The organism is Streptomyces sp. NPDC053426 (assembly GCF_055585405.1).
Genome location: NZ_JBVJKE010000001.1, coordinates 607,687 through 631,878, shown reverse-complemented (window position 1 = coordinate 631,878; position 24,192 = coordinate 607,687). Strand labels below are relative to the sequence as shown.

General features: G+C 73.6%; 22 protein-coding genes and 2 pseudogenes. 7 read left to right on the top strand and 17 right to left on the bottom strand.

The features are described 5' to 3' along the window. Window positions 1-13: 13 nt before the first annotated feature. Window positions 14-412 carry a DUF5997 family protein gene (locus tag ACZ62B_RS02675; protein ID WP_073934863.1) on the bottom strand — a complete coding sequence of 133 codons (399 nt, stop codon included), beginning with the start codon at window positions 410-412 and terminating at the stop codon, window positions 14-16. 58 nt (window positions 413-470) lie between these two features. On the opposite strand from ACZ62B_RS02675, the gene ACZ62B_RS02670 reads away from it, so the two are divergent. After that, window positions 471-1,220: a LysR family transcriptional regulator substrate-binding protein gene (locus tag ACZ62B_RS02670; protein ID WP_468883231.1), complete on the top strand. Its 750-nt coding sequence runs from the start codon at window positions 471-473 to the stop codon at window positions 1,218-1,220. Between the two features lie 5 nt (window positions 1,221-1,225). Here ACZ62B_RS02670 and ACZ62B_RS02665 read toward each other — a convergent pair whose 3' ends face one another. The 4 genes and pseudogenes from ACZ62B_RS02665 to ACZ62B_RS02650 all read right to left on the bottom strand — a co-directional run bounded on the left by ACZ62B_RS02665 (window position 1,226) and on the right by ACZ62B_RS02650 (window position 4,298). Then, entirely contained in the window at window positions 1,226-1,975 is a 750-nt protein-coding gene (locus tag ACZ62B_RS02665) for a DUF4142 domain-containing protein (RefSeq protein WP_468724565.1), read from the bottom strand. Window positions 1,976-2,067: 92 nt separating this feature from the next. Continuing rightward, window positions 2,068-3,087 (bottom strand): annotated as a pseudogene (locus ACZ62B_RS02660) (beta-L-arabinofuranosidase domain-containing protein); the annotation flags it as partial. 18 nt (window positions 3,088-3,105) lie between these two features. Continuing rightward, complete coding sequence (locus ACZ62B_RS02655; protein ID WP_344562026.1) at window positions 3,106-3,801, bottom strand: HAD family hydrolase; 696 nt, start codon at window positions 3,799-3,801, stop codon at window positions 3,106-3,108. Window positions 3,802-3,821: 20 nt separating this feature from the next. After that, the gene (locus ACZ62B_RS02650) at window positions 3,822-4,298 is read right to left on the bottom strand and encodes an Lrp/AsnC family transcriptional regulator (RefSeq protein ID WP_469689167.1); all 477 of its coding nucleotides are present in this window, start codon (window positions 4,296-4,298) and stop codon (window positions 3,822-3,824) included. A gap of 207 nt (window positions 4,299-4,505) precedes the next feature. Here ACZ62B_RS02650 and ACZ62B_RS02645 point away from each other — a divergent pair, with 207 nt between their 5' ends. After that, window positions 4,506-5,993 carry an FUSC family protein gene (locus ACZ62B_RS02645; protein WP_344562030.1) on the top strand — a complete coding sequence of 496 codons (1,488 nt, stop codon included), beginning with the start codon at window positions 4,506-4,508 and terminating at the stop codon, window positions 5,991-5,993. A gap of 94 nt (window positions 5,994-6,087) precedes the next feature. Further along, window positions 6,088-7,116: a lactonase family protein gene (locus tag ACZ62B_RS02640; RefSeq protein ID WP_468883226.1), complete on the top strand. Its 1,029-nt coding sequence runs from the start codon at window positions 6,088-6,090 to the stop codon at window positions 7,114-7,116. 81 nt (window positions 7,117-7,197) lie between these two features. Here ACZ62B_RS02640 and ACZ62B_RS02635 read toward each other — a convergent pair whose 3' ends face one another. From ACZ62B_RS02635 to ACZ62B_RS02615, 5 genes and pseudogenes are all read right to left on the bottom strand, one after another. Next, a complete protein-coding gene (locus ACZ62B_RS02635) occupies window positions 7,198-8,121 on the bottom strand; it encodes a sirohydrochlorin chelatase (RefSeq protein ID WP_344562033.1) in 924 nt (307 codons plus the stop codon). A gap of 94 nt (window positions 8,122-8,215) precedes the next feature. Then, window positions 8,216-9,223: an N-acetylglucosamine kinase gene (locus tag ACZ62B_RS02630; RefSeq protein ID WP_468724560.1), complete on the bottom strand. Its 1,008-nt coding sequence runs from the start codon at window positions 9,221-9,223 to the stop codon at window positions 8,216-8,218. Beyond that, window positions 9,220-9,897 (bottom strand): uracil-DNA glycosylase, encoded by a 678-nt coding sequence (locus ACZ62B_RS02625; protein ID WP_344562036.1) that lies wholly within the window; start codon window positions 9,895-9,897, stop codon window positions 9,220-9,222. Before ACZ62B_RS02625 ends, ACZ62B_RS02630 begins: the two co-directional genes overlap by 4 nt. A gap of 109 nt (window positions 9,898-10,006) precedes the next feature. Beyond that, window positions 10,007-11,162, bottom strand: a pseudogene (locus tag ACZ62B_RS02620) (WD40/YVTN/BNR-like repeat-containing protein). 90 nt (window positions 11,163-11,252) lie between these two features. After that, window positions 11,253-12,932 (bottom strand): acyl-CoA dehydrogenase family protein, encoded by a 1,680-nt coding sequence (locus ACZ62B_RS02615; RefSeq protein ID WP_469689166.1) that lies wholly within the window; start codon window positions 12,930-12,932, stop codon window positions 11,253-11,255. Window positions 12,933-13,004: 72 nt separating this feature from the next. Between ACZ62B_RS02615 and ACZ62B_RS02610 the strand changes: the two genes are divergently transcribed. Next, the gene (locus tag ACZ62B_RS02610) at window positions 13,005-13,763 is read left to right on the top strand and encodes a PaaX family transcriptional regulator C-terminal domain-containing protein (protein WP_344562040.1); all 759 of its coding nucleotides are present in this window, start codon (window positions 13,005-13,007) and stop codon (window positions 13,761-13,763) included. A 73-nt stretch (window positions 13,764-13,836) separates the two neighbouring features. On the opposite strand, the gene ACZ62B_RS02605 is transcribed toward ACZ62B_RS02610, so the two are convergent. Further along, window positions 13,837-14,634, bottom strand: a complete 798-nt coding sequence (locus ACZ62B_RS02605; protein ID WP_344562042.1) for a pectate lyase — start codon at window positions 14,632-14,634, stop codon at window positions 13,837-13,839. A gap of 232 nt (window positions 14,635-14,866) precedes the next feature. Continuing rightward, window positions 14,867-15,946, bottom strand: coding sequence for an NADH:flavin oxidoreductase/NADH oxidase (locus ACZ62B_RS02600; protein WP_344562044.1), 1,080 nt, complete (start codon window positions 15,944-15,946; stop codon window positions 14,867-14,869). A gap of 126 nt (window positions 15,947-16,072) precedes the next feature. On the opposite strand from ACZ62B_RS02600, the gene ACZ62B_RS02595 reads away from it, so the two are divergent. Beyond that, window positions 16,073-16,432, top strand: a complete 360-nt coding sequence (locus ACZ62B_RS02595) for an ArsR/SmtB family transcription factor (protein ID WP_344562046.1) — start codon at window positions 16,073-16,075, stop codon at window positions 16,430-16,432. Between the two features lie 619 nt (window positions 16,433-17,051). On the opposite strand, the gene ACZ62B_RS02590 is transcribed toward ACZ62B_RS02595, so the two are convergent. After that, window positions 17,052-18,395 (bottom strand): FAD-dependent oxidoreductase, encoded by a 1,344-nt coding sequence (locus ACZ62B_RS02590; RefSeq protein WP_344562048.1) that lies wholly within the window; start codon window positions 18,393-18,395, stop codon window positions 17,052-17,054. Window positions 18,396-18,595: 200 nt separating this feature from the next. On the opposite strand from ACZ62B_RS02590, the gene ACZ62B_RS02585 reads away from it, so the two are divergent. Continuing rightward, complete coding sequence (locus ACZ62B_RS02585) at window positions 18,596-19,063, top strand: DUF6214 family protein (RefSeq protein WP_469689165.1); 468 nt, start codon at window positions 18,596-18,598, stop codon at window positions 19,061-19,063. A 46-nt stretch (window positions 19,064-19,109) separates the two neighbouring features. Here ACZ62B_RS02585 and ACZ62B_RS02580 read toward each other — a convergent pair whose 3' ends face one another. Further along, window positions 19,110-19,772 (bottom strand): DUF305 domain-containing protein, encoded by a 663-nt coding sequence (locus tag ACZ62B_RS02580; RefSeq protein ID WP_469689164.1) that lies wholly within the window; start codon window positions 19,770-19,772, stop codon window positions 19,110-19,112. Window positions 19,773-19,963: 191 nt separating this feature from the next. On the opposite strand from ACZ62B_RS02580, the gene ACZ62B_RS02575 reads away from it, so the two are divergent. Next, window positions 19,964-21,466, top strand: a complete 1,503-nt coding sequence (locus ACZ62B_RS02575) for an LVIVD repeat-containing protein (RefSeq protein ID WP_468883215.1) — start codon at window positions 19,964-19,966, stop codon at window positions 21,464-21,466. Here the strand turns inward: ACZ62B_RS02575 and ACZ62B_RS02570 are convergent. The 3 genes from ACZ62B_RS02570 to ACZ62B_RS02560 form a co-directional block, all read right to left on the bottom strand. After that, on the bottom strand, window positions 21,454-22,131 hold the full coding sequence (locus tag ACZ62B_RS02570; RefSeq protein ID WP_073934765.1) for a TetR/AcrR family transcriptional regulator: 678 nt from the start codon (window positions 22,129-22,131) through the stop codon (window positions 21,454-21,456). The two genes, ACZ62B_RS02575 and ACZ62B_RS02570, sit on opposite strands and share 13 nt — an antisense overlap. Window positions 22,132-22,308: 177 nt before the next feature. Continuing rightward, window positions 22,309-22,989 (bottom strand): phosphatase PAP2 family protein, encoded by a 681-nt coding sequence (locus ACZ62B_RS02565; protein WP_344562059.1) that lies wholly within the window; start codon window positions 22,987-22,989, stop codon window positions 22,309-22,311. Window positions 22,990-23,242: 253 nt separating this feature from the next. Beyond that, on the bottom strand, window positions 23,243-24,181 hold the full coding sequence (locus ACZ62B_RS02560; RefSeq protein WP_469689163.1) for a M56 family metallopeptidase: 939 nt from the start codon (window positions 24,179-24,181) through the stop codon (window positions 23,243-23,245). Window positions 24,182-24,192 lie beyond the last annotated feature (11 nt).

The window sequence follows — 24,192 nt, the reverse complement described above, 5'->3', positions numbered from 1 at the left end:
CGCGGGCTGGCGTTTAGGGGGTGTCGTCGCCTTCCGCGCGCTCCGCGTTCCGCTTCTTGATCCGGGCCGCCTCCTTGCGGACCTCGGCCTGGGTGGCGCGCTCCCGCTCCAGCCACTCGGGGCGCTCCTCCTTCAGCGCCTCGATCTGCTCGGTGGTGAGGGCCTCGGTGACCCCGCCGCGCGCGAGGCCGGCGATGGACACGCCCAGCTTCGCCGCGACCACCGGGCGGGGGTGGGGGCCGTCGCGCCGCAGGTCCCGCAGCCACTGCGGCGGGTCCGCCTGGAGCGCGTTCAGCTCGGCGCGTGAGACGACACCGTCCCGGAAGTCGGCGGGGGTGGCGTCGAGGTACACACCCAGTTTCTTCGCCGCGGTCGCGGGCTTCATCGTCTGGGTGCTCTGGTGCTGCGTCATGACGTCCAGGGTATCGAGCGTGTGCACGGCCGCCGACCACGGCCGGTAACCTGGCCAGGTGACAGGCTCGGAAGTGTCCCCCTCGTTCCGGCTCGTGTACGTACCCGGCGTGATGCCCGACAAATGGGTGCGCGTATGGAACGAGCGGCTGCCCGACGTCCCGCTGACCCTCACGCAGGTCCCCGCCGGCACGGCGCAGGGGCTGCTGCTGGGCGGTGACGCCGACGCGGGCCTCGTCCGGCTGCCCGTCGACCGTACGGTCCTCAGCGCGATCCCCCTCTACACCGAGCAGACGGTCGTCGTGGTGCCCAAGGACCACCTCGTCACGGCGGCCGACGCGGTGTCCCCGGAGGACCTGGCCGACGACATCGTGCTGCACCCGCTCGACGACGTCCTCACCTGGGAGAGCCTGCCCGGACGGCCCGCCCTCGAACGCCCCGCCACCACCGCCGACGCGATCGAACTCGTCGCGGCCGGGATCGGCGTGCTCGTCGTCCCGCTGTCGCTCGCCCGGCTGCACCACCGCAAGGACCTCACCCACCGGCCGCTCGAGGGGGCCCCCGAGTCGAGCGTGGCGCTGTCCTGGCCCGAGGCGGCGACGACGGACCGGGTCGAGGACTTCATCGGGATCGTCCGCGGCCGGACCGTCAACAGCACCAGGGGCCGCAGGCAGGAGCCGACGCGGGAGAGGAAGCCCGCCGCCCGGCGGCAGCAGCCGGCCGGCGGGACCGCCGGCCGGAGCCGCCGGGGAGGAACCGGCGGCACGGCGAAGAACCCGCGGCGGGGCAAGCCCCGTCGCAGGTCCTGACCCGGCTACCTGACCGTCGGGGACGGTGACGGCGCCGGGGACGCCGTGTTGAGGTCCTCGAGACCCTCGGGGATCTCCAGCGCGAGGACCTGCGCACCCGGCTGCGGCGCCGGCGGCGTCACCGCCTCCCGCGGCATCTTGGGCGGGCTGGTCTGCTGGAAGTTGACCTGCTCGTGATTGACCAGGCCCGTCTTCTCCAGCACCGTGATGTGGTCGAGCACCGTGTCGTTGGCCTGGTCGGCCAGCTGCCGGACCAGGGTGTTCCTGGTGTTGGCCCGAATGTTGGCGATGGCGGGGAAGATCTGCCCGTGCGTCACGCGCATGATGTTCACCGCCGTGGAGTCGAACTCCTTGCCGTTGGTGGCCTTCACGGTCTCCACGAACCCCTGCTGCTGCGGTGAGGCCACGTTCGGCAGCGTGATGCCGAGCTCCACGGAGATCTTGCGGCAGGACGCGTCGAGCCGGCCGTGACCGACGACCAGGTGCTCGCCCGCCTCCTTCATCTCCGGCGTCGTCCCCCGCTCCATCGCCAGCAGCCCCAGCGGGTGCTCCCACAGCCCCGCCGCGCGCACCTTCACCACGAAGTCGCGGTCCGCCTCGGTCAGCGGGCCGTAGTTCGTGTTGGCCACCACCCGGTCCTGCTTGGTCGATGTGTTCTGGACGCCCAGCATGGTGGGGTAGGCGAGCGCGGTGAGGGTGAGGATCATGGCTCCGCCCACGAACGCGGTTCCTGCCGTGCTGCGCGAGATGCGCATCGTGCCTCCTGGGATGTGAACGGCCCAACAGCAGGGAGTACGGACGCCGGGCGCGAGACAGTCACCGTCCGGGAAAGATTTTTCGGCCGGCCTCAGTCGGCGTAAGCGGCCCTCTGCGCCGTGCTCACCACCTTGTCGCCGTCCGCGCGGCTCAGCAGGCCCTCGGACACCCGGGCCGCCACGGTGGACCGCACCCGTGCCACCAGCGCTCCCTTGCCGCGGAAGGGCGCCCCGGCCCAGATCTCGTCGAGCAGCGTCGTGCCGTCGCCGCGGGCCGGGCTGGCGACTCCGGAGTCGGACGTGCCGAAGATCACACGCGGTTCCGAGCGCCGGAAGGAGGCGTGTGTCAGGTCCTCGGTCCCCTCCGCGAAGGGCGTCGGCTCGATCCCGTCCAGCGTGTAGTGCAGGGGTTCGTCCGGCCCCGGTCGACGGGTGACCAGGTTGACCGGGCCGTAGAACAGGGCCTGCGGCGCGGGGTCGTCGAGGGTCCGTTCCACCCGCAGCCGGAAGGGCACGGAGATCCGTACGGTGTCACCCTCGCGCCAGGTCCGCGAGACGCCGAAGTAGCGGCCGGGGACCGGAGTGCCGGGCACGGCACGCCCGTTGACGGTCACCCAAAAGCCCGCGGCCGCCCAGGACGGCACCCGCAGCAGCAGCGTGAAGGAGGCCCGGCCGCCGCCGAGGGCGAGCGTGCTGCCCTGCTCCTGGGGGTAGCGGGTGGTCTGCGTGACCGTGACGCCCTTCTCGGCCCAGGTCAGCCGGGAGGCGCTGTAGAGGTTGACGTACAGGGCGGACCCGTCGGCCTTCGCGAAGTACACGGAATCCTGGTACTTGGTGGCGCTCTCCATGCCGGTGCCCTCGCAGCAGGTCGTCCCCCGCTTGGGCGTGTAGTCGCGCACATGGCCGGGCGTCAGGCCGATGACGTAGGTGACGAGCGGCTTCTCCGCGTCCGGCCGGTCCTGTCTGGAGCCGAGCACCTGGTTGGACAGGGCCCGCTCGTAGTGGTCCGTGTACGCCGGGTCCTGCTCGTGGAAGAACAGCGTCCGGCTCAGCTTGAGCATGTTGTACGCGCAGCACGTCTCGGCGGTGGTGTCGGTGAGCGTGCCCGCGATCGCGACGGCGGGAGCCGGTCAGGGGCGCCGGGCGGAGTCCGTCAGCCAGGCGTGCGCGGCCCGCGCCGTGAACTCCGCCTGCCCGCCCCGCAGCAGCAGACCGGCGGTGGCGAACTCGGGCGCGTCGGCCTGAGCGGCGACATAGGGGACGGCGATGCAGCGCATCCCGGCCGCGTGCGCGGCGGCGGCGCCCGGGGCCGCGTCCTCGACCACCACGCAGTCGGCCGGGTCCGCGCCGAGCCGGCGGGCCGCCTCCAGGAAGATGTCCGGGGCCGGCTTGCCCCGCGCTACCTCGTCGGCCGACACGACGGTGCGCAAGTGCGCGTCCAGGCCCGTGCCGGCCAGGATCGCCCCGATGGCGACGGGCGAGGAACCGGAGGCCACGGCCATCGGCACGCCGCCGGCCGCCAGCAGTTCGACGAACGCCCGCATCTCCGGGTACACCCGCGTCGAGGCGCCGGCCAGCCTCAGATAGTGGCGGTCCTTGACCGCGAGCAGTTCCTCCACCGGGGCGGACAGCCCGTACCGCTCCCGCCAGTCGGCGAGCGTCTCCCGGGTGCTGATCCCCACGTAGCGCTCGTGCTCGGCCCAGGAGAAGTCCGGCACCCCGTACTCGGCGAGGGTCCGCCGGCCCGCCTCGTAGTAGTTCGGCTCGCTGTCCACGAGCGTTCCGTCGAGATCGAAGACGACCGAGAGGGCGCCGAGGGTGCTCATGGGGTCCAGGATGACAGGGCTCACTTCCGTGCCGTACGGCCGATCGACTTCACCAGCGGCAGCAGCCGGTGCGGGACGCGCTCGCGCAGCGCCACCTCGGTGCGGGTGCGGACCACGCCGGGCAGGCTGATCAGTTTCTGGACCACGTCCTCCAGATGCGCGTTGTCGCGCGCCACCACCCGGGCCAGCAGATCGCCGCCGCCCGTGGTGGAGAACGCCTCGACGATCTCCGGTACGGCGGCCAGCGCGTCCCCCACCTCGTCCAGGTGCCCCTGGGTGACCTCGATGTGCACGAACGCGAGGACGGGGTGGCCCAGCGCGGCGGGGGAGAGGACGGGGCCGGTGCCGGTGATCACGCCCTCGCGCTCCATGCGGTCCAGGCGGGCCTGGAGAGTGCCGCGGGCCACCCCGAGGACGCGGGCGTACTCCCGCACGCTGGTGCGCGGCTGCTCCAGCAGCAGCCGCAGGATGCGGGTGTCGAGCTCGTCCACGGCCATGAGATCCGAAGTGTCCCCGTATCGGCCATTGGCACTTCGACGGCCGTAGGAATGCCGCGAACACTGTACCAATGGCCCACTCCCACAGGACTCGGTTGAGCCACTGGTGGAAGGGATGCTGATATGGAGGGGTCGATGGCGCTGCGGACCTCCGCGGCGCCTTTTTCGTGCCACGGCGCACACCAACGAGTTCCCAGGGGGCGGTACGTGCTGAAGAGGGTGTTCATGGCTCCGGACCCGGGCCGGATCCGGCTGCGCTTCGCGGCGCGGGCCGTGCTCGGCATCGGGCTGGCCGTCGTCGTCTGCGGCCTGGCCGGGCACTCGCTCACCGGTGCCGTCACCGGTGGGCTCGCCGCACTGCTCGCCCTGTTCACCGTCACCGACGCCACTGTCCGGGGGCAGGCCGTCACCACGGCGCTGCTGCCCGTCGTCGGCCTGCCGGTGCTCGCCGCCGCGGCCGTGCTGCACGACCACCCGGTCGCCCGTGACCTCACCTTCCTCGCCGTGGTCGGACTCGGCGTGTACGCGCGGCGCTGGGGCCCGCGCGGCCACAGCCTCGGCGTCTTCGCCTTCATGACCTACTTCGTGGCGCAGTTCCTGCACGCGAGGACCGCCCAGCTCCCCGAGCTGTACGCCTCCGTCCTGCTGTCCGTGCTCGCCGCGGCCGCCGTGCGCTTCGGGCTGTGGTGCTACGAGCGCCGGCTGCCCCCGGCCGTCGTACCGGCGCCGCCCGCCGGCACCGGGCTGGCCCGCGTGACCACCCGCCAGGCGGTCCAGGCGACCGCCGGCGCGGGCTTCGCCCTGGTCGTGGGCCAGCTGCTGTCCGGGGAGCGCTGGTACTGGGCCGTCGGCGCCACCTGGTGGGTCTTCGTCAACACCACCTCGCGCGGCGAGACCCTGGTGCGCGGCTTCCGGCGGGTGCTCGGCACCGTCATCGGCATCGGGCTCGCGCTCTTCGTCGCCGTCCCCGCACACGGGGACGGGCCGGTGACCGCGCTGGTCGTCGCCGTCGCCGTCTTCGGCATCTTCTACACGGCCGCCGTGTCCTACACCTGGATGATGCTCTGGGTGACGGTGCTCGCCGCCATGCTCTACGGCCTGCTGGGCGTGCTCACCCCCGGTCTGCTGGCGCTCCGGGCCGTGGAGACCGCCGTCGGCGCGCTCGGCGCCGTGCTGGCGGTGGCGTTCGTCCTGCCCGTGACCACGCACAGCGTCACCGACACCTGGATCCAGCGGGCCCTGCGCTGCGTCCACGCGTGCACCGCCCAGGCGGCCGCGCGGCTGGCCGGGACCGCGGACGCCGACCCGGCGCCGGTGGTGGCGGAGCTGGAACAGCTGCTCGCCCGGGTGCGGCTCTCGGTCGCCCCGCTGGTGCATCCGCTGAACCCCATGCTCGGCCGCAAGCGGCGCGCCCGGCGGGTGCTCGCCCTGCTCGACGACTGCGCCCGGGAGATCCGCGGCCTCGTCGCCGTCGCCGCCGACCCGGAGGCCTCGCACGACGCCCGGCTGGCCGCCGCCTGCTGGCGCGTCGAGGCCGCCGTCGAGGCGCTCACCGGCGGCCGGGACATCGCCGTACGGACCTCCCCGGCCGGGACGGAACCCGCCCTGGCCCATCTGCACGGTCTGGAACGCGCCCTCGCCGAGCTGGCCGCGCCGCTGCGGGCGCCGTCCGGCTCCCCGCTGGTCGGGGCCTGACACGCGCGGACGCATTGGACGGGCCTTTGGTCTAGACCTGACGTGATCGACTGCTACCGTCACCCCGGTCGGCATCGGACGAGAGGGGACAGCCGTGGCGGACGGCAGACGGCGGGCGTTCATCGGGTCGTTCACGGCGGCGGGAGGCCCGGGCATCGTCACCGCGGCCGTCGCCCCCGGCAGCGGCGCGCTGACCGTCCTGAGCACCGTGAACGTCGTACCCGACCCGTCCTACCTGGCCCTGTCGCCCGACGGCCGCATGCTGTACGCGGTCAGCGAGACGGCCGAGGGCGCCGTGGCCGCGTTCCGCGTGACCGCGGACGGGCCGCGGCCGGCCGGGCGCCCGGTGCGGGTGGACGGCAGCGGGCCGACCCACCTCAGCCTCTTCGCCGGACACGTCCTCACCGCGAACTACGGCTCCGGCAGCGTCAGCGCCGTCCCCGTCCGCCCGGACGGCGGCCTCGCGCCGGTGTCCGGGGTGTTCCGGCACAGCGGCTCCGGCCCTCATCCGCAGCGCCAGCAGGGCCCGCACGCCCACCAGGTGCAGCCCGACCCGAGCGGCCGCTGGGCGGTCGGCGTCGACCTCGGCACGGACTCGGTACGGGTCTGCGCCCTGTCCGGCGGCGTGCTCGCACCGCACCGGGAGATCGCCCTGCGCCCCGGCTCGGGCCCGCGGCACCTGGCCTTCCACCCGGACGGGTCGTACGCGTACGTCCTCAACGAACTCAGCCCCACCCTCGTGGTCTGCCGCTGGGACGCCGCCGACGGCGCGCTCAGACCGCTCGCCGAGATCCCGGTCCTGCCCGGTGCCCCGGCCGGCGACGCCTATCCGTCCGGGGTGGCCGTCTCGCCCGACGGCCGCTTCGTGTGGACCGCGACCCGCGGCGAGGACGTCCTGTCGGTCTTCGCGGTCGAGGGCGAGGGCAAGGCGCTGACCCCGCTCACCACCGTCCCCTGCGGCGGTCACTGGCCCCGTGCGATCACCGCCTCCGACGGCGTCCTGTACGTCGCCAACGAACGCTCCGGGGACGTGACCTGGTTCGCGCTCGACCCGGACACGGGAGTGCCGCGGCGCGCCGGCTCGGTCCCGGTGCCCGCGGCGTCCTGCGTGGTCACCGGCTGACGGAGCCCGGGGAGACATGACGAAGGGCCCGCTCCGGTGCGTGGAGCGGGCCCTTCCGGCGTCGTGCGGGAACCGGCCGGGTCAGTGGGCCGGGGTGCTCTGTGCCTGCTGCGGGGCGATGCCCAGCGCGGTCGTGTACTTGGCCAGCGCCAGCTTGCCGATCGCCGGGTACGGGCCGAGCGCCTCGGCGGCGGAGCACTCCGCCTCCTTCGCGGCCTCCTCGATCAGGCCGGCGTCGATCTCCGGGCCGATCAGGTACGGCGCGAGCGCCAGCTGCTGCGAACCGGCGTCCCGGAGCTGCTCGGCCACGGAGGCGATGGAACCCTCCTGGTCCAGGGCCGCCGCCATCACCGGCACGGCGAGGCGCGCGGCGAGCAGCATGCCGGTGATCCCGGCCGCCTGCACGGCCTCGTCACCGCCCACGGAGGCCAGGATGATGCCGTCCGCCGCGGTCGCCACGGTGAACAGGCGGGCACGGTCGGCGCGGGCCAGACCGGCCTCGGAGAGCCGCACGTGCAGCGCCTCGGCGAGCAGCGGGTGCGGACCCAGCACATCGGTCAGCTCGGCGGCGACCCGGCTGTCCATCACGGCCTGGCGGACCTGGCGCAGCAGCGCGCTGTCCGGACCGGCGAGCAGCGGCACGACGACGGCGACGGGGCCGTCGGGCTCCTTGACGTCCAGGCCGGCGGCGCGGGCCTGCTCGAAGCGGGCGGTGCGCTCCTCGGCCGCGTACGCGAGGACGGACCGCAGCGTCGGGAACTCCTCGTCGTCACCGTCGAGGTAACCGATCCGGGCGTCCAGGCCGGGCAGCTCGGAACGGGCGATGCTCACGACCTCGTCGGCGAGCGAGCGGGTGGCACTACTGGGCGCACCCGGCACGGCGAGGACGAGCGCGGGCGCGTCCTCGGGAGCCACCAGCGGCTCGGGACGGCGGTGCCGTCCGGGCTGACGGGGGCGCGGCATTCGTACTGGCAGGCCGGACGCGGGCCCAGTGGGGGTGCTCATGTTGCGGCATGTTAGTGGTTTCCCGGGCTCCCCTGTTCGGGGAGGGTGCGGGTGAGCGGTATCCGTCCGGTTTTGTCTGATGAGTTCTGATGAGTTACGTACGGACGTCGGCCGCGCGGGTGACGTCCTCATCCGCCGGACCCGTCACGTACAGCATCTTCTCGTCGCCCGGAAGGGCGAACGAGCCGGCGGTGAGGTCCTCCGCCATACGGACCGCCCCGTGCAGGGGGTCCCCTTCGGCCATGATCCGCCGCACCCCCGGCAGCCGCTCGGCCAGCTCCTCGTCCAGGGGGCCGAGCAGCACGGCACCCATCCGGAACAGACCACCGGTGAGACCGACCACGGGCTCGCCCGCCGCCGGGCACACGGCCGCGGCGGAGCCGGCCATGTGCCGGGCCGCGGCCCGCAGCACCGCCACGGCGACGGGGTCGCCGTCGGCCGCGCACTCGCCCACCCGGGGCGCGAAGGAGGCGAGCACGGCAGGCCGGTCGGTCCGCGGATACAGCCGGCCGGGCAGCCCGGCCGCCGGACCGAACAGGTCCTCGGCGCTCGCCAGCAGCCGCGCGGAGCCGCCCTCCCGCCCGTCGTGCGCGCGCAGCGCCGCGTCGAGACCCGCCCGCCCGATCCAGGCGCCGCCGCCGCAGTCGCCCAGCAGGTGCCCCCAGCCGTCCGCCCGGCGCCAGCCGGCCAGATCGGTGCCGACCGCGATGACCCCCGTACCGGCGGCGATCACGGCACCGGGCCGTGCCCCGAGGGCTCCGACGTACGCGGTGACGGCGTCGGCGGCCAGCACCACCCGCCGCACCCCCAGTTCACGGGCGAGCGCCCCCGGCAGCTCCGCGCGCAGCGCGTCCCCCAGGCTGGCCAGCCCGGCGGCCCCGACGACGGCCGTCGCCGTCCCCTCGACCCCGGCCTCCGCGCACAGGGCCCGCGCCATCGGGACCAGTTGCTCCATGAGGTGCCCCGGGTCGAGGCCCCGGGCCCCCGTCCGCACCGGTTCCCCGGAGGCGTCCCGGGCCAGTGGTCCGCGCCCGCCGGCCCCGACGACGACCCGCAGACCGGAGCCCCCGGAGTCCACGGCGAGGAAACCGGGCCCGGTCACGGCAGGCGCCAGTCCACCGGTTGGCCGCCCTGGCGGATCAGCAGGTCGTTGGCCCGGCTGAACGGGCGGGAGCCGAAGAAGCCGCGGTCGGCGGACATCGGCGACGGATGGGCCGACTCCACCGCGGGCAGATCGCCCAGCAGCGGACGGCAGTTGCGGGCGTCCCGCCCCCACAGGACGGAGACCAGGGGCTTGCCCCGGCCGGCCAGCGCCCGTATCGCCTGTTCGGTGACCTCCTCCCAGCCCTTGCCGCGGTGGGCGCCCGGCTTGCGCGGGGCCGTCGTCAGCGCCCTGTTGAGCAGCAGTACGCCCTGCTGGGTCCACGGCGTGAGGTCGCCGTTCGACGGCTGGGGCAGGCCCAGGTCGGTGTTCAGCTCCCGGAAGATGTTGATGAGGCTGCCCGGCAGCGGCCGCACCTCGGGCGCGACGGAGAACGACAGCCCCACCGCGTGCCCCGGGGTGGGGTACGGGTCCTGCCCGACGATCAGAACGCGTACCTCGTCGAAGGGCTGCTGGAAGGCGCGCAGGACGTTCGCTCCGGCCGGGAGGTAGGTGCGTCCCGCGGCGATCTCCGCGCGCAGGAAGTCCCCCATTCCGGCGATCCGTTCGGCCACCGGCTCCAGGGCCTTCGCCCAGCCCGCTTCGACGATTTCATTCAAGGGTCGTGGTGCCACGGGCGTCACCTTACTGCCGCGACGGCGGCGGAGATCAACCAGTGGCCAGGACCGGACGGGATCACCGTACGACCCGTACGGCTCGTGCAGTTCATGTGGTTCGTGCGGTTCATGCGACGACCGCCGCCCGTACGCACAGCACGTCCGGCAGATGTGCCGCCAACTGCCGCCAGGTGTCGCCGTCGTCGGCGGACGCGTACACCTCGCCGTTGCGGTTGCCGAAGTAGACGCCCGCCGGGTCCGCGCCGTCGTGGCACATCGCGTCGCGCAGCACCGTGCCGTAGTGGTCCTCCCGCGGCAGCCCCGCCGTGAGCGGCTCCCAGCTCCGGCCCGCGTCCGCCGTCCGGAAGACCCGGCAGCGCCGGCCGGCCGGCACCCGGTCGGAGTCGGCGTTGATCGGGAACACGTACGCCGTGTCACCGCGGCGGGGGTGGGCCACCACCGCGAAGCCGAACGTCGACGGCAGGCCCTCGCCGATGTCCGTCCAGCTTCCGCCCGCGTCGTCGCTGCGGTACACCCCCCAGTGGTTCTGCAGATACAGCCGGTCCGGGTCCGCCGCGTCCCGGGCGACCTTGTGCACGCACTGCCCGAACTCCGGGTTCGGGTCCGGCAGGAACACCGCGGACACCCCGGAGTTGGACGGGGCCCAGCTCGCGCCGCCGTCCAGGGTGCGGAACACGCCCGCGGTCGAGACGGCCACCGTCACGGCGCGCGGGTCACGCGGGTCGGTCAGCACGGTGTGCAGGCCCTCACCGCCGCCGCCCGGCACCCACTTCGCCCGGGTGGGGTGCTCCCACAGCGGCCGGACCAGTTCGAAGGTCTCCCCGCGGTCCTCCGAGCGGTACAGCGCGGCCGGTTCCGTCCCCGCGTACACCACGTCCGGTTCGGCCTCGGACGGGTGGAGCTGCCAGACCCGCTCCAGCGAAGCCCCCGTGTCCTTGGGGAACTTGACGGCGGGCCGGGCCGGTTCGGTCCAGCTGCGGCCCAGGTCGTCGGAGTGGAACACCGAGGGGCCCCAGTGCGCGCTGTCCCCGCCCACCAGCAGCCGCGGGCTCGCGCCACGGGTGTCGATGGCGATCGAGTACACGGCCTGTGCGTTGAAGCAGGGACTTTCGTCGAACTCCCAGGTGTCACCTCGCCGGCGCCCGATGAACAGGCCCTTGCGGGTGCCCACGGCGAGCAGTACCTCGGTCATGCCGACCACCTCCGCGACGTCTTCGTCGACGCCCTCGTTCCAGGACACCGGCCAGTCTGCACCCCACCACTGACAGTCACCCCCGGATCGGCGTCGCCGCAGCTCGGGGCCTGTGCGGACGGGGACGGGGACGACCGTGCGCGGTGGCCGGACGGCGGGGTCAGCCGCCGTCCGGCAGCGCGCGGCCGAGGATCGCGTCCAGGCCGGCCGTCGCGGGCAGGGTGCCGAAGGCGTGTCCCCAGTCGCCGCCCAGCCGCGTCGCGCAGAAGGCGTCGGCGACCGCGGACGGGGCGTGCCGGACGAGGAGGGAACCCTGGAGCGTCAGGGCCATCCGCTCCACCAGCCGCCGGGCGCCCGCCTGGGACCCCTCGGCCAGCTGGTCCTTCAGTCCTGCCACGGCCGCGTCCAGCCGGGCGTCCGCCCCTCGCGTCAGGGCGAGTTCGTCGAACAGCGCCTGCGCGGTGGCCGTGTCCCGGCCGAGCGCCCGCAGCACGTCGAGGGCGTTGACGTTCCCCGAGCCCTCCCAGATCGACAGCAGCGGGGCCTCGCGGTAGTGCCGGGGCATCCCGGACTCCTCGACGTAGCCGTTGCCGCCCAGGCACTCCAGGGCCTCGGCGGTGAAGGCCGGGCCCCGCTTGGTGACCCAGTACTTGCCGACCGCCGTCGCGATCCTCCGGAACGCGGCCTCCCCGGCGTCCCCGCGCACCGCGCGGTCGGCCGCTCCGGCCAGGCGCAGGGTGAGGGTCGTGGCGGCCTCGGACTCCAGTGCCAGGTCGGCCAGCACGTTGCGCATCAGCGGCTGGTCCACCAGCCGCGCCCCGAACGCGCCGCGGTGCCGCACATGGTGGCCCGCCTCCACCAGTGTCTTGCGCATCAGCGCCGCCGACATCATCACGCAGTCCAGCCGGGTGCAGTTGACCATCTCGATGATGGTCTTCACGCCCTGCCCCTCGGGGCCGACCAGCCAGGCGACCGTCCCGTCGAACTCGGGCTCGGAGGAGGCGTTGGAGCGGTTGCCCAGCTTGTCCTTCAGCCGCTGGACGCGGAACGTGTTGCGGGTGCCGTCGGGCAGCACGCGCGGCACCAGGAAGCACGACAGTCCGCCCGGGGCCTGCGCCAGCACCAGGAACACGTCGCACATCGGCGCCGACGTGAACCACTTGTGGCCGCGCAGGGTGTACACACCCGGCTCGGCGGTCGGAGCGGCCGACGTGGTGTTGGTCCGGACGTCGGAGCCGCCCTGCTTCTCGGTCATCCCCATGCCGGCCAGCAGACCGCGCTTCCCGGCCGGCACCCGCAGGCCCGGCTCGTACTCCCGGCTGGTCAGCCCCGGCTCGTACAGCGCCGCCAGCTCCGGCTGCCGGCGCAGGGCGGGCACCGCCGCGTACGTCATGGACGTCGGGCAGCCGTGTCCCGCCTCGGTGTGCCCCCACACGAGTCCCTTGGCGGTACGGACGACATGGGCGCCGGGCCGGTCGTCCGCCCAGGGCGCGGCGGCCAGCCCCTCGGCGACGGCCGCGCGCATCAGGTGGTGCCAGCTCGGGTGGAACTCCACCTCGTCGACGCGGTGCCCGTACCGGTCGTGGGTGCGCAGTTCGGGCTCGTGGCGGTTGGCCTGGTCGCTCCACTCCTGCACCTGCGCGCTGCCGGCCAGCCTGCCGACCCGGCGCAGCTCCTCCTCGGCCCAGCCGGCGCCCTCCCGCCGCAGCCCCTCCAGCAGGGCGGTGTCGTCGGAGGCGTCGTACGGGGCCAGGGGAGGGGGCTGGTTGGTGACGTCGTGGGTGGCGCCCCCGGGCGCGCCGGAGTCCTGCCGCTGCTCGTCCGCGAGTGTGGTTGCCATGACGCGAGTGTTGCACTTCTCCTACGGTCGCAGCAATCATGCAACACGATCGGCGTCGTAGAGTACGGCCCCATGCGGAGGAACGACCCGGAGGCGCCGGACGACCCCCGGCCGCGCCCGCTGTCCGCGCGGTCGGTCGTGCTGAGCCTGCTGCTCGGTACGCACCCGCCGGAGCTGTCGGCGAGGGAGCTGGGGCGGCTGGTGGAGGGCTTCGACGTCGGCGGGTCCACGCTCCGCGCGGCGCTCAGCCGGATGGTCGCCGCCGGTGACCTGCGGCGCACGGACGCCGGCTACCGGCTCAGCGACCGGCTGCTCGAACGCCAGCGCCGCCAGGACGAGTCCGTGGAGCCGCGCACGCGCGCGTGGGACGGCGACTGGGAGCTGGTGGTGGTCACCGCGACGGGCCGGGGCCCCGCCGAACGCGCGGACCTGCGCACCCGGCTGGCCGCCCTCCGGCTCGCCGAACTCCGTGAGGGGGTGTGGCTGCGCCCCGCCAATCTGGAGCGCGGTCTGCCCGCCGCCCTCGACGAGGTGGCCGAGCGCTGCACGGCCCGCCCCGGTCGGCCCGCCCGCGAGCTCGCCGCGCGTCTGTGGCCGCTGGACGCCTGGTCCGGTACGGCCCGCGCACTCCTCGGCCACAGCGGCCGCGCCACTCGCCCCGCCGAGCGGCTCGCCGCGTTCGCCGCCGTCGTACGTCATCTGCTCGCCGACCCCGTCCTGCCCCCCGCCCTGCTGCCCGCCGACTGGCCGGGCGACGCGCTGCGGTCCGCCTACGCGGAGTACCGGCGGGAGCTGACGGGGGAGGTGCGTTCCCGCGTGGGCGGCGCGTGAAGTCGTGGCAGGGGCCGGTCGGCCGTACGAGACGCCGCGCGGGACGCCTCGTACGGCCGCTGCCCGTGGGGGGCTACCGGTAGGTGATGTCGGACGCCGCGTACTTGCAGTACGTGCCGTCGGGGCCCGAGCCGTTGCTGTCCGGCTCGTCACCGTCGTCGTTGCCGATGTACTTCTGGCAGGGGACGATCTTCTTGCTGCTGTCCCCGATGATCGTGATGTTCCGCAGGGTCGCGCTGTCGCCGTAGTTGGTGTTGATGCCGGCGAGCCTGCTGCCCTTCCAGGTCACCTCGATGGTGTTGAGGTTGATCGTCCGCTTGTACTGCGTGGAGCAGTTGCCGCAGGAGCGGACGAAGGTGCCGAAGTTCTTGACCGCGAAGTTCGACACGTTCAGCGTTCCGGCGCCGTTGAACTGGAACACCTTGTCGCCGGCTTCCTTCGCGCCGCCGCCGCTGACGGTGTAGACCGACCCCGACGACTTGCCCTTGAACGTGGCGGCGTCCTCGCCGACGTCCTCCCACCAGACGTTCTGCAGCGTGCAGGAGCCCTTGCAGTGGACGCCGTCGGCCGCGGGGGCGCCCAGGATGACGTTCTTCAGGACCGCGCCGTCCGCCAGTTCCAGGATCGGACCCTGGTCCTCGTCCTGGCTGCCGGAGCCCAGGTCGCCGGTGCCGTACAGGCGCTTCATCCCGTAGTCCTTGGTGCCGGACACGGAGATGGTGGAGGAGACGCCCTGGCTGCCGTTGGCGGTCGGCCAGGTGGCGGCGCTCGCCGGGGACGCGCCGGTAGTCATGAGCATGCCAACCGAGAGGCCCAGGGTGGCGAGTGCGCCCGTCAGCGCGCGGGCGCGTGGTCGTTTCGCGGAAGTCATGTCGTTCCTTCTGTTGTGGGGGTGTGAGACAGGTACCTGAACGACGTTCGTGATGGTGTGCGGCGTGCCCGGTTCGTTGCCGTGAGCGGGTCACGCCGCTGAACGGGAAACGTATGGGGTAAGCGCTTTCTAGTCAACGCCTCGAGGGGATCACATTCGGACAGGAAAGGCCGACGCCGGTGGCCCGGGCGCGAAGGGCGCCCCGGGCCACCGGCGCGGTGGCGGTGCGGGCTCAGACCGAGCGGTGGTACTGGTCCGGCACATGGACCTCGCCGCCCAGTTCACGGGCGGCGTGCCGGGCCCACGAGGGGTTGCGGAGCAGCTCGCGGCCGAGGAGCACCGCGTCCGCCTCGCCGTTGGACACGATCTTCTCCGCCTGCTCGGCGTCGGTGATCAGCCCCACGGCGGCGACCGGCATCGGCGTCTCGTTCCGCACCCGCGCGGCGAAGGGGACCTGGTAGCCGGGGCCGGTCGGGATGCGGACGCCGGAGGCGTTGCCGCCGGTGGAGACGTCGAGCAGGTCGATGCCGTGGGCGTGCAGCTCGGAGGCGAAGCGGACGGTGTCGTCCGGGGTCCAGCCGGACTCCTCCAGCCAATCCGTGGCCGAGACGCGGAAGAACAGCGGCTTGTCGTCCGGCCACTCCTCGCGCACGGCGTCCACCACCTCGAGCGCGAACCGCGTCCGGTTCTCGTACGAGCCGCCGTAGGCGTCGGTGCGGTGGTTGGAGTGCGGAGACAGGAACTCGTTGATCAGGTAGCCGTGGGCGCCGTGGATCTCGGCGATCTCGAACCCGGCGGCGAGCGCGCGGCGCGCGGCGGCGCGGAACTGTCCGACGATCTCATGGATCTGTTCGACGGACAGTTCGTCCGGCACCGGGTGCCGCTCGTCGAAGGCGACCGCGCTCGGAGCCACCGGCTGCCAGCCGTGGGCGTCCGGCCCGACGGGCGCGCCGCCCTTCCAGGGGCGCTCGGTCGACGCCTTGCGCCCGGCGTGCGCGAGCTGGACGGCGGGGACGGTGCCCTGCGACACGAGGAAGCGGGTGATCCGGCGGAACGCCTCGACCTGGGTGTCGTTCCATATGCCGAGGTCGTACGGGGAGATCCGGCCCTCCGGTGACACGGCGGTGGCCTCGACGACGATCAGGCCCGTGCCGCCGGCCGCGCGGGCCGCGTAGTGCGCGAAGTGCCAGTCGTCGGGCGCGCCGGTCCCGGGCCCTTCGGGCGCGGCCGAGTACTGGCACATCGGCGGCATCCACACCCGGTTGGGGATGGTCACGTCGCGCAGGGTGTAGGGCTGGAACAGCGTGCTCACGGCGGGCTCCGTTCGGCAGGGACCGGGAGAGGGGTCGACTCGTACGATAGTCATCGTAGTACGGGGGATGTCAAACTACGATGCCTTTCGTACAATGAGATTTCCCGGACCGCACCAGGAGCCGCCGTGACCACCGCCGCCCCCGCACCCAGCAGCCGCGACCTGCCGCACCCGGCGCGCGAGGAGATCCGGCTGGAGGGCGTGCTGCACGCGCTCTCCGACCCCGTACGGCTGCGGATCGTCCGCGAGCTCGCCGCCGAGGGCGTCGAGCTGTCCTGCTCGTACTTCGACCTGCCGGTCACCAAGTCCACCACCACGCACCACTTCCGGGTGCTGCGCGAGAGCGGCGTGATCCGGCAGATCTACGAGGGCACCGCCAAGATGAACGGCCTGCGCCGGTCCGACCTGGACGACCTCTTCCCGGGCCTCCTCGACTGCCTGCTCACCGCCGCCGCCCACCAGTCCCTTCGCCAGAACACCGGCTGACCCGGCCACCGCCCAGCGGCTCGCTGCCGGCCGCACGCCTGGCGTGCGGGTTTCCGCCCGGGGGCGATCGCTCGCCGGTGCGTGCGGGAACCGGGGGCCTCGGCGCAGTGCCCACCGGGGTCCGGCCCTCGACCCTGGGTGTCTGATCCCTTGACTGCCGCAGGAGGCCACGGGGGCCGCTACGGGCTGCACTCGGGGCTTCTGCGGGTTTCACTGCGGGGCGGCCGATCGCTCGCCGGTGCGTCCGGGAGCCGGGGATCTCGGGAGGTGTCGCCTGTCGGCGTGCGGGGGTCCGCCCGACGGGGCGGTGCCCACCGGGGCCCGGTCCGCCCGGCGCCGAAGGCCGGCGCGCTTCCCGTTGCCGGAGGCCGCGCGGACCGTTACCGGTCGTGCGCGGGGCGGGTCCGGGGACCAGCTCCGCCGGTGGCCGTGACGGCCCGGGATCCCGCGTGGCGCCGGCCGTGCGCGTGTGGGCGTACGGCGGGCATGCCGCGGGCGTCGGAGGGCACCGGCGCGGCGTCCGTGCGCGTGCGGGTGTCCGTGTGGCGGAGTCCGGCTCCCGGTGGCACCGGCCGGGCCCGCTCCGGCGGGCCGGCGGTCGTCCGTGACCCCGGAGCGGTCATGGGCCGGCCGCGCGGGCCGCTGCCAGGAGGGTGTCCCAGTCGGGGAGTTTGACGGTGGTCCGGCCGAGAGAGGCGCCCAGTTCCGCCTCGGCGTGTTCGATCGCCTGCCAGCCCCTCCACTCGACCGGTTCGACGCCCTCGGCCCGCAGTGCCGCCAGCGGGTCGCCGGGGAGGTCACGGTCGGCGAGGAAGGGCGCGTCCCGCAGCAGGGAGGTCACCGTCTCCTTCGCGCAGGGCCGGTTGGTGCCGATGACGCCCGTCGGGCCCCGCTTGATCCAGCCCGCCACGTACTCGCCCGGAGTGACGGCGCCCTCCCGCAGCACCCGCCCGGCGAGATGCGGAACCGTGCCGCCGGCCGCGTCGAACGGCAGTCCCTCCAACAGCACCCCGCGATAACCGACCGAGCGCAGCACCAACTGCGCCTCGACGTCCTCGAACCGCCCCGTGCCCGTGGCGCCGCCGTGTCCGTCCGGCACCGTCCGCTCGAGACGCACCGCGCCCACCCTGCCCTCCCGGGCGATCAGCTCGGCCGGGCGGAGGAAGAAGCGCAGCCGGACCAGCCGCCGGGCGCCCGGCACCGGCGCCCCGGCCCAGCCGCGCAGCACCTCGACGTTGCGGCGCTGCGGGGCGGGCAGCGCGGACGGGTCCGTGTACGCCGGGTCCTGGGCCGCCTCGGCCGGGTCCACGGCGATTCCGGTGTCCGGCAGGGTCCCCAGTTCGCGCAGCTCCTTGGTGGTGAAGCGGGCCTGGGACGGGCCGCGCCGGCCCACCATGTGGATGCGGTCCACCCGGCTCGACGCGAGTACGGTCAGGGCCGCGTGCGGCATGTCGGTCGGGCTCAGCTCCGCAGCGCCCCGGGCCAGCATGCGCGTCACGTCCACGGCGACGTTCCCCATCCCGATGACCACCGCCGACCGCACCCCGCGCAGGAAACCGCCGTCGGCGGCGTCCGGATGCGCGCTGTACCAGGACACGAACTCCGTCGCCGACCAGCTGCCCGGCAGCTCCTCGCCCGGGATGCCCAGCCGCCGGTCCGTGGCGGCGCCCACGCAGTACACCACCGCGTGGTACAGCTCCCGCAGCCGCGCGACCGGTACCCCGCCCGGCCCGACCGGTACCCCGCCGAGGAAGCGCACGCGTTCGTGCTCCAGGACCGCCCGGAGGGTGTTCTGCAGGGACTTGATCTTCTCGTGGTCCGGCGCCACGCCGTAGCGGACCAGGCCGTACGGACACGGCAGCCGGTCCAGGACGTCCACACGCACCCGGGCGTCCTGCTGGACGAGGCTCTGGGCGGTGTAGCACCCGCTCGGCCCGGAACCGACGACGGCGACACGCAGCACGGCGGAACTCCTCACCCCGGGGGATCCACAGGAGATCGCTGATGTCTCCAGCATGGCACCGTCCGCGCTCCGCTGACAGGGTGCCGTCCGCCGCCCGGGGCGCGTGTTCTACGGAGGGGAACTGATCACGCGGTTACGTTGCGTGTGTGTTTGAGGCATCTTTTCTTCATCTTTCCGATCGCTCTCCGGGGGAGGGTGCGGTGTCCGTGTGGCCCGCGTGGGAGGTGCGGGAGGGGGAGCGGGCGACCCGGTGGCTCCATGTGCGGCTGGCCTTCGGCGACGGGGCCCGCATCGACGCGCTGGCGACGGTGTGCGAGGGGTGGGTCTGCGTCGAGGACGTACGGGCCCGGCCCGCGCTGGCCCTGGAGGACCTCGCCCTGTTCGCCGACTGGATCGAGGGGCCGCTGGCGCGGGCCTGCGGCGCCGGGCCCGAGCCGGGACCCGGCGACGAGGCCGGTACGGGCACGCACCGGGAGCGGGCCGACCGGCCGAGGGGGCCACAGGAGCACAGCCTCGTGGCGGGGGCGTACCGCGCGGCGCAGGAGCGGGGAGCCGATCCGGTCCTCGCCGTGATGGACGAGACCGGGTACAGCCGGCGCGGTGCGCTCAGGCTCATCGGCCGGACGCGCGACGCGGGACTGCTGCCCGCACGGCACGTCCGGCGCTGAGCCGCCCCGTCGGGCGCCGGCCGCCGGCACGGCGTGCCGCGCACCGTCACATCAGGTCGCGCATCCGGCTGATCTCGCTGGTCTGCTGGGCCACCACGTCGTCCGCCATCTCCTCCATCCGGATGTTGTTGCCCTGCCCCTTCAGCTCGGTGGACATGGTGATCGCCCCCTGGTGATGCGTGATCATCAGGGTGAGGAAGAGCTGGTCGAAGGCCTTGCCGCCGGCCGCGCGCAGTTGCTTCAGCTGGGCCTGTGTGGCCATCCCGGGCATCGTCGCGTGGTCGTGCCCGTGCCCGTCGTCCCGCTCCGGCTTGTCGTGGCTCTTCAGCCAGCCCTTCATCGCCTTGATCTCCGGCTGCTGCGCGGCGGCGATGCGCTCGGCCAGCTTGACGATCTTCGACGACTCGGCGCGGTCCGGCACCATTCCGGTCATCTCCAGGGCCTGCGCGTGGTGCTGGATCATCATCCGCGCGTAGGACACGTCCGCCGAGTTGGGGGAGTCGTCCTCGACGCGCTGCCGTTCGGCCTCCTCGGCCGACAGGGTCCGGTTGGCCTCCCCGGGCTCACCCGGCGCGATGACCGAAGGCCCGGCGGCGGCTGCCGACTCGGTGTCGTCCGTACCGGAGTCGCAGCCCACGAGCCCGAGTACGGCCAGGGCGGTCAGCCCGGCCGCGACGAGGGACACGCGTGACGCACGGCGGTAGTGCACAAGGACCTCCTGTGGCAGGGGGGTTGCGGGACACCTCGTGAGTGTCGACGACCGTCCTAGCACGCTTCCGCGCGTCAGTGATCAAAAAACTTCATCGCGATGGCGTTGCCCTCTGTTGGTATGTGCATGTCCACGACGATACTGCCGGTGCGAAAACCGTTCTGATGTGAACGGAACCAGGGAGGAAAACAGTGATCCTGTTGAACGTTCCCCGAACCCGGCGCAGACGACTGGGAGTTGCCGCGGCGGCCGGCGGACTGCTGGCCGCGCTGCTCACCGCCGCGCCGGCCGCGGCGATCCCCGACCCCGGGGACTCGCCGGCCGCCGAGAAGGAGGTGTCGCGCAGCGACCAGGCCGAGGCGCGCGAGGCCATCCGGAGCGGCGAGATACCCGGCCAGGACGAGGTCGTCCACTCCGACAACATCCGGCACGTGGCCAACATCCCCAAGGACGCGCTGTCCGGCACCAACTCGGACCTGGCCTTCCAGGGCCGGTACGCCTTCGCGGGCAACTACGACGGCTTCCGCATCTTCGACATCAGCGACCCGAAGACGCCGAAGACCGTGGCCCAGGTGCTGTGCCCCGGCTCGCAGAACGACATCTCCGTCTCCGGCGACCTGCTGTTCCTGTCCACGGACTCCTCGCGCAGCGACAGCAGTTGCAACAGCACCACCCAGCCGGCGACCGAGAAGTCCTCGTGGGAGGGCATGAAGGTCTTCGACATCAGCGACAAGCGCAACCCGCGCTACGTCGCCGCCGTCGAGACCGCCTGCGGCTCGCACACCCACACGCTGGTGCCCGAGCGCAAGAACGTCTACGTCTACGTCTCGTCGTACTCGCCGAACGCGGCCTACCCCGACTGCCAGCCGCCGCACGACGGCATCTCGGTGATCAAGGTGCCGCGCAAGGCCCCGCACAAGGCGGCGCTGGTCGGCTTCCCGGTGCTGTTCCCGGGTGAGGGCCCGGACGGCGGCGGCAACCCCGGCGGGCCCACCAACCCGGGCGTCTCCAAGACCACCGGCTGCCACGACATCACCGTGCTGCCGTCGAAGGACCTGGCGGCCGGTGCCTGCATGGGCGACGGCATCCTGTTCTCCATCAAGGACCCGGAGCGTCCGCGGGTGATCGACCGGGTGCAGGACAACGTCAACTTCGCGTTCTGGCACTCGGCGACCTTCAACCAGAAGGCGAACAAGGTCGTCTTCACCGACGAGCTGGGCGGCGGTGGCGGCGCCACCTGCAACGCGGAGATCGGCCCGAACCGCGGCGCGGACGGCATCTACGACATCGTCGGCAAGGGCGACCGGCAGAAGCTGGTCTTCCGCAGCTACTTCAAGATCCCCCGCCACCAGGCGGACACCGAGAACTGCGTGGCCCACAACGGCTCGCTCATCCCGGTCAAGGGCAGGGACCTGATGGTCCAGGCCTGGTACCAGGGCGGCGTCTCCGTCTGGGACTTCACCGACTCCTCGAAGCCGAAGGAGATCGCCTACTTCGAGCGCGGCCCGCTGTCCACGGACCAGCTCGTCACCGGCGGTTCCTGGTCGGCGTACTACTACAACGGCTACATCTACTCGAACGACATCGCCAAGGGCTTCGACGTCCTGAAGATCGACGACCGGCGTACGGACCCGGCCCGCCGGGTCCACCTGCGTGAGCTCAACGTGCAGACCCAGCCGGACTACTTCGACTGAGCGTCCGGCTCCGTCGCGAAGAACCGGGCCATGTCCGCCCGGTCCTTGCCACACGTCCCGCCGGGCACCTCGGTGTCCGGCGGGACGCCCATCTCCCAGTCGAGCCGGTAGCGCTTGAACAGCTCCGCGCGCAGCACCGGGACCGGCATGGGCGCGCCCGGCATCAGGGCCGCGTACACGGCACCCATCAGCAGGGCGCGCAGCATCGGGTAGTCCGTGTCGACGTCGTGGGAGCCGTGCCGGGTGACGGTGTCGCTCAGCAGTTCGGCCAGTCGCCGCTGCTCCGGGCAGGGCAGGAAACCCTCGGCCTGCAGCAGTCCGGCCATGTGCTGGCGCATCAGGACCGGCCGGTCCCGCGCCAGGCCCAGGATCGCGTCGATGGCCCGTGCCATCCGCTCCCGGCCGTCCTCGGTGTGCGGCTCCCGCTCCAGGGCCTCCTCCAGGGTGCGGTGCATCAGCCGGTGCACGGCGGACTGCACGAGCTGGCGTTTTCCCGGGAAGTAGTACGACACCAGGCCCCGCGCGGAGCCCGCCCGGTCGGCGATGTCGCCCAGCGTCGTGGCCTCGTAGCCGTGCTCGTCGACCAACTCCACGGCGGCGTGCAGAAGCCGCTCCTTCGAACGCCTCCGCAACTCTTCATTGACCAGGGCGCTGCGCGGGGACATGCTGGACTCCTGCGTTGACTGGCTGGCAGCCAACTATACTCAGCGCGTCCGGCGAGACCCCTTGGCGGGCCTTGCCGGGTTGCCGTTCACCTCGGGCGACGCGGGGGATCGTCCGAGGTGAACGGTCTGGTTCGCGGCGAGAGCGGCCCCGGGGCACCGGCTCGGGGGCGCCCGGAATCACCGGCGCGCCGGACACCGCCGCCGGTGGACCGCCACGGCCGCCGCCACCGTCAGGGCGCCGAGCAGCCAGCCGCCGAGGACGTCCGTGGGCCAGTGGACGCCGAGCCAGACCCGGGTGAGGCCGACACCGGCCACCGAGAGGACCGCCACGGCCAGCGCCGTACGCCACAGGGCGCGGCCCACCCCGCGGCGGTGCAGCAGCCACAGCAGCAGGCCGCAGACGACCGTCGCGGTCATGGCGTGCCCCGACGGGAACGCCGCGTAGTGCGCGGAGTCCACCGGGTCGGGCCAGACCGGGCGGGCGCGGTCCAGTGCGGCCTTCAGCCCCTGCTGCACCGCCGTTCCGACGGCGACCGAGAGCACCAGCCAGAGCGCCGACCAGGGGGCCGCGTACCGCCAGAGGAGCAGCGCCGCCGCCACACCGCACAGCACCCGCATCGTCCACGGGTCCCAGACCCAGTCCGTCAGGATGCGCGACGTCTGCGTCAGCCCCCGTTCCTCGACCGCCCAGCGGTGAGTGGTGCGGGCGATGTCGGCGTCCAGCTCGAGCAGCGGGCGCCACTCGACGCCGACCAGGGTCAGCAGCAGCGCCGAGCACAGCGCGAGCACTCCGGTGGACAGGGCGGCCGGGCGGTGCTCCGGGGGCCTGGGCGGGGATTCGGTGTGGGGGGTGTGCATGGGGCGATCCTCTCCGAACGCCGGTGACCGGGGCCAGCCCCCGCCTCCGCCGGCCTCTTCCGGGCTCGTGCCGGTCGGGGGTGTGCGCGGCCCGGCGCCGTACGAGGTGCCCCGACGTCGGTGCGGGCCGGGGGTGTTCGCGCTGCCCGGCGCTTGCGGGGTGCCGTCCGCGTCCACCCCCGTGCCGCCCTGAGGCGCGACCGCCCGCGGAGAGCGAGGGACGTGGCGTGCGGCTGCCCGCGGGGGCGGCGGGCTAGCCGAGTGCCCGCAGGCCCGGTGTGAACGCCACCAGTACCGGGATCACCGGGACCAGCGACGCCACCGCCGTGAGCCGTAGCCGGCGCCCCGCGGTGAGCCGGTCCGGGGGAGTGAGCAGGCGGTGCACCCGGGCCGGGACGTGGGCCTGCGGGGCCGGGCAGGGGCCGCCGAACACCCCGCGGTGTTCGTTGAGTTCCACCAGCGCGAGGGCCGTGGTCAGCCGGCCGACGCGGCGGGACGCCATGTCGTCGGCGGCGAGTTCGACCAGCCGGTGCATCTCGTCGCGGAACGCCGCGAACACCGGCACCTGCGGGAAACCGCCCGCCAGCGCGGAGGAGCAGTGCAGCAGCCAGTCGTGCCGGGCCTGCGCGTGCCCCCGCTCGTGGGCGAGGACGGCGTCCAGCTGCCTGCCCTTCAGCCGGCGCAACGCGGCCGTGGTGACGACCAGTCGGGGCGGGGTGCCGGGCAGCCACCAGGCGTCGGGCCGCTCGCCCTCCAGGACCACGAGCCGGTCGGAGCCCGGCCGCTCCCCGGGCAGCAGCGGTGCCCGCACCCGCAGTTCGGCGCGGCGCGCCCGACGCCGGGCGCGGGCCCGTACGGCCTCCCGGACCAGCATCGCCGCGCTCCACAGCCCGCCGCACGCCAGCGCCACCGCGGTGGTCTGCGCCCAGAGCCCCGCCGTACCGAGCGCGTACGCCTCCACGACCGCGCGGGGCGCGGTGGCGAACACCTGGCCGCCCACCGCCTGCCAGGCGGCCGCCGCGCTGAACGTCATCGACAGCGCGCAGCACAGCAGCACCGCCGCGATCACGCACTGCCACGCCCACAGCGCCACCACCGGTTCGCGGTCCGGCCAGTCGGCCCGGGCGAGCAGCCGGGGACCCAGGACGGCGGTCAGGACGCCGAGCAGCAGCAGGGCCGCGGGGAGGATCATGCGTGCAGCCT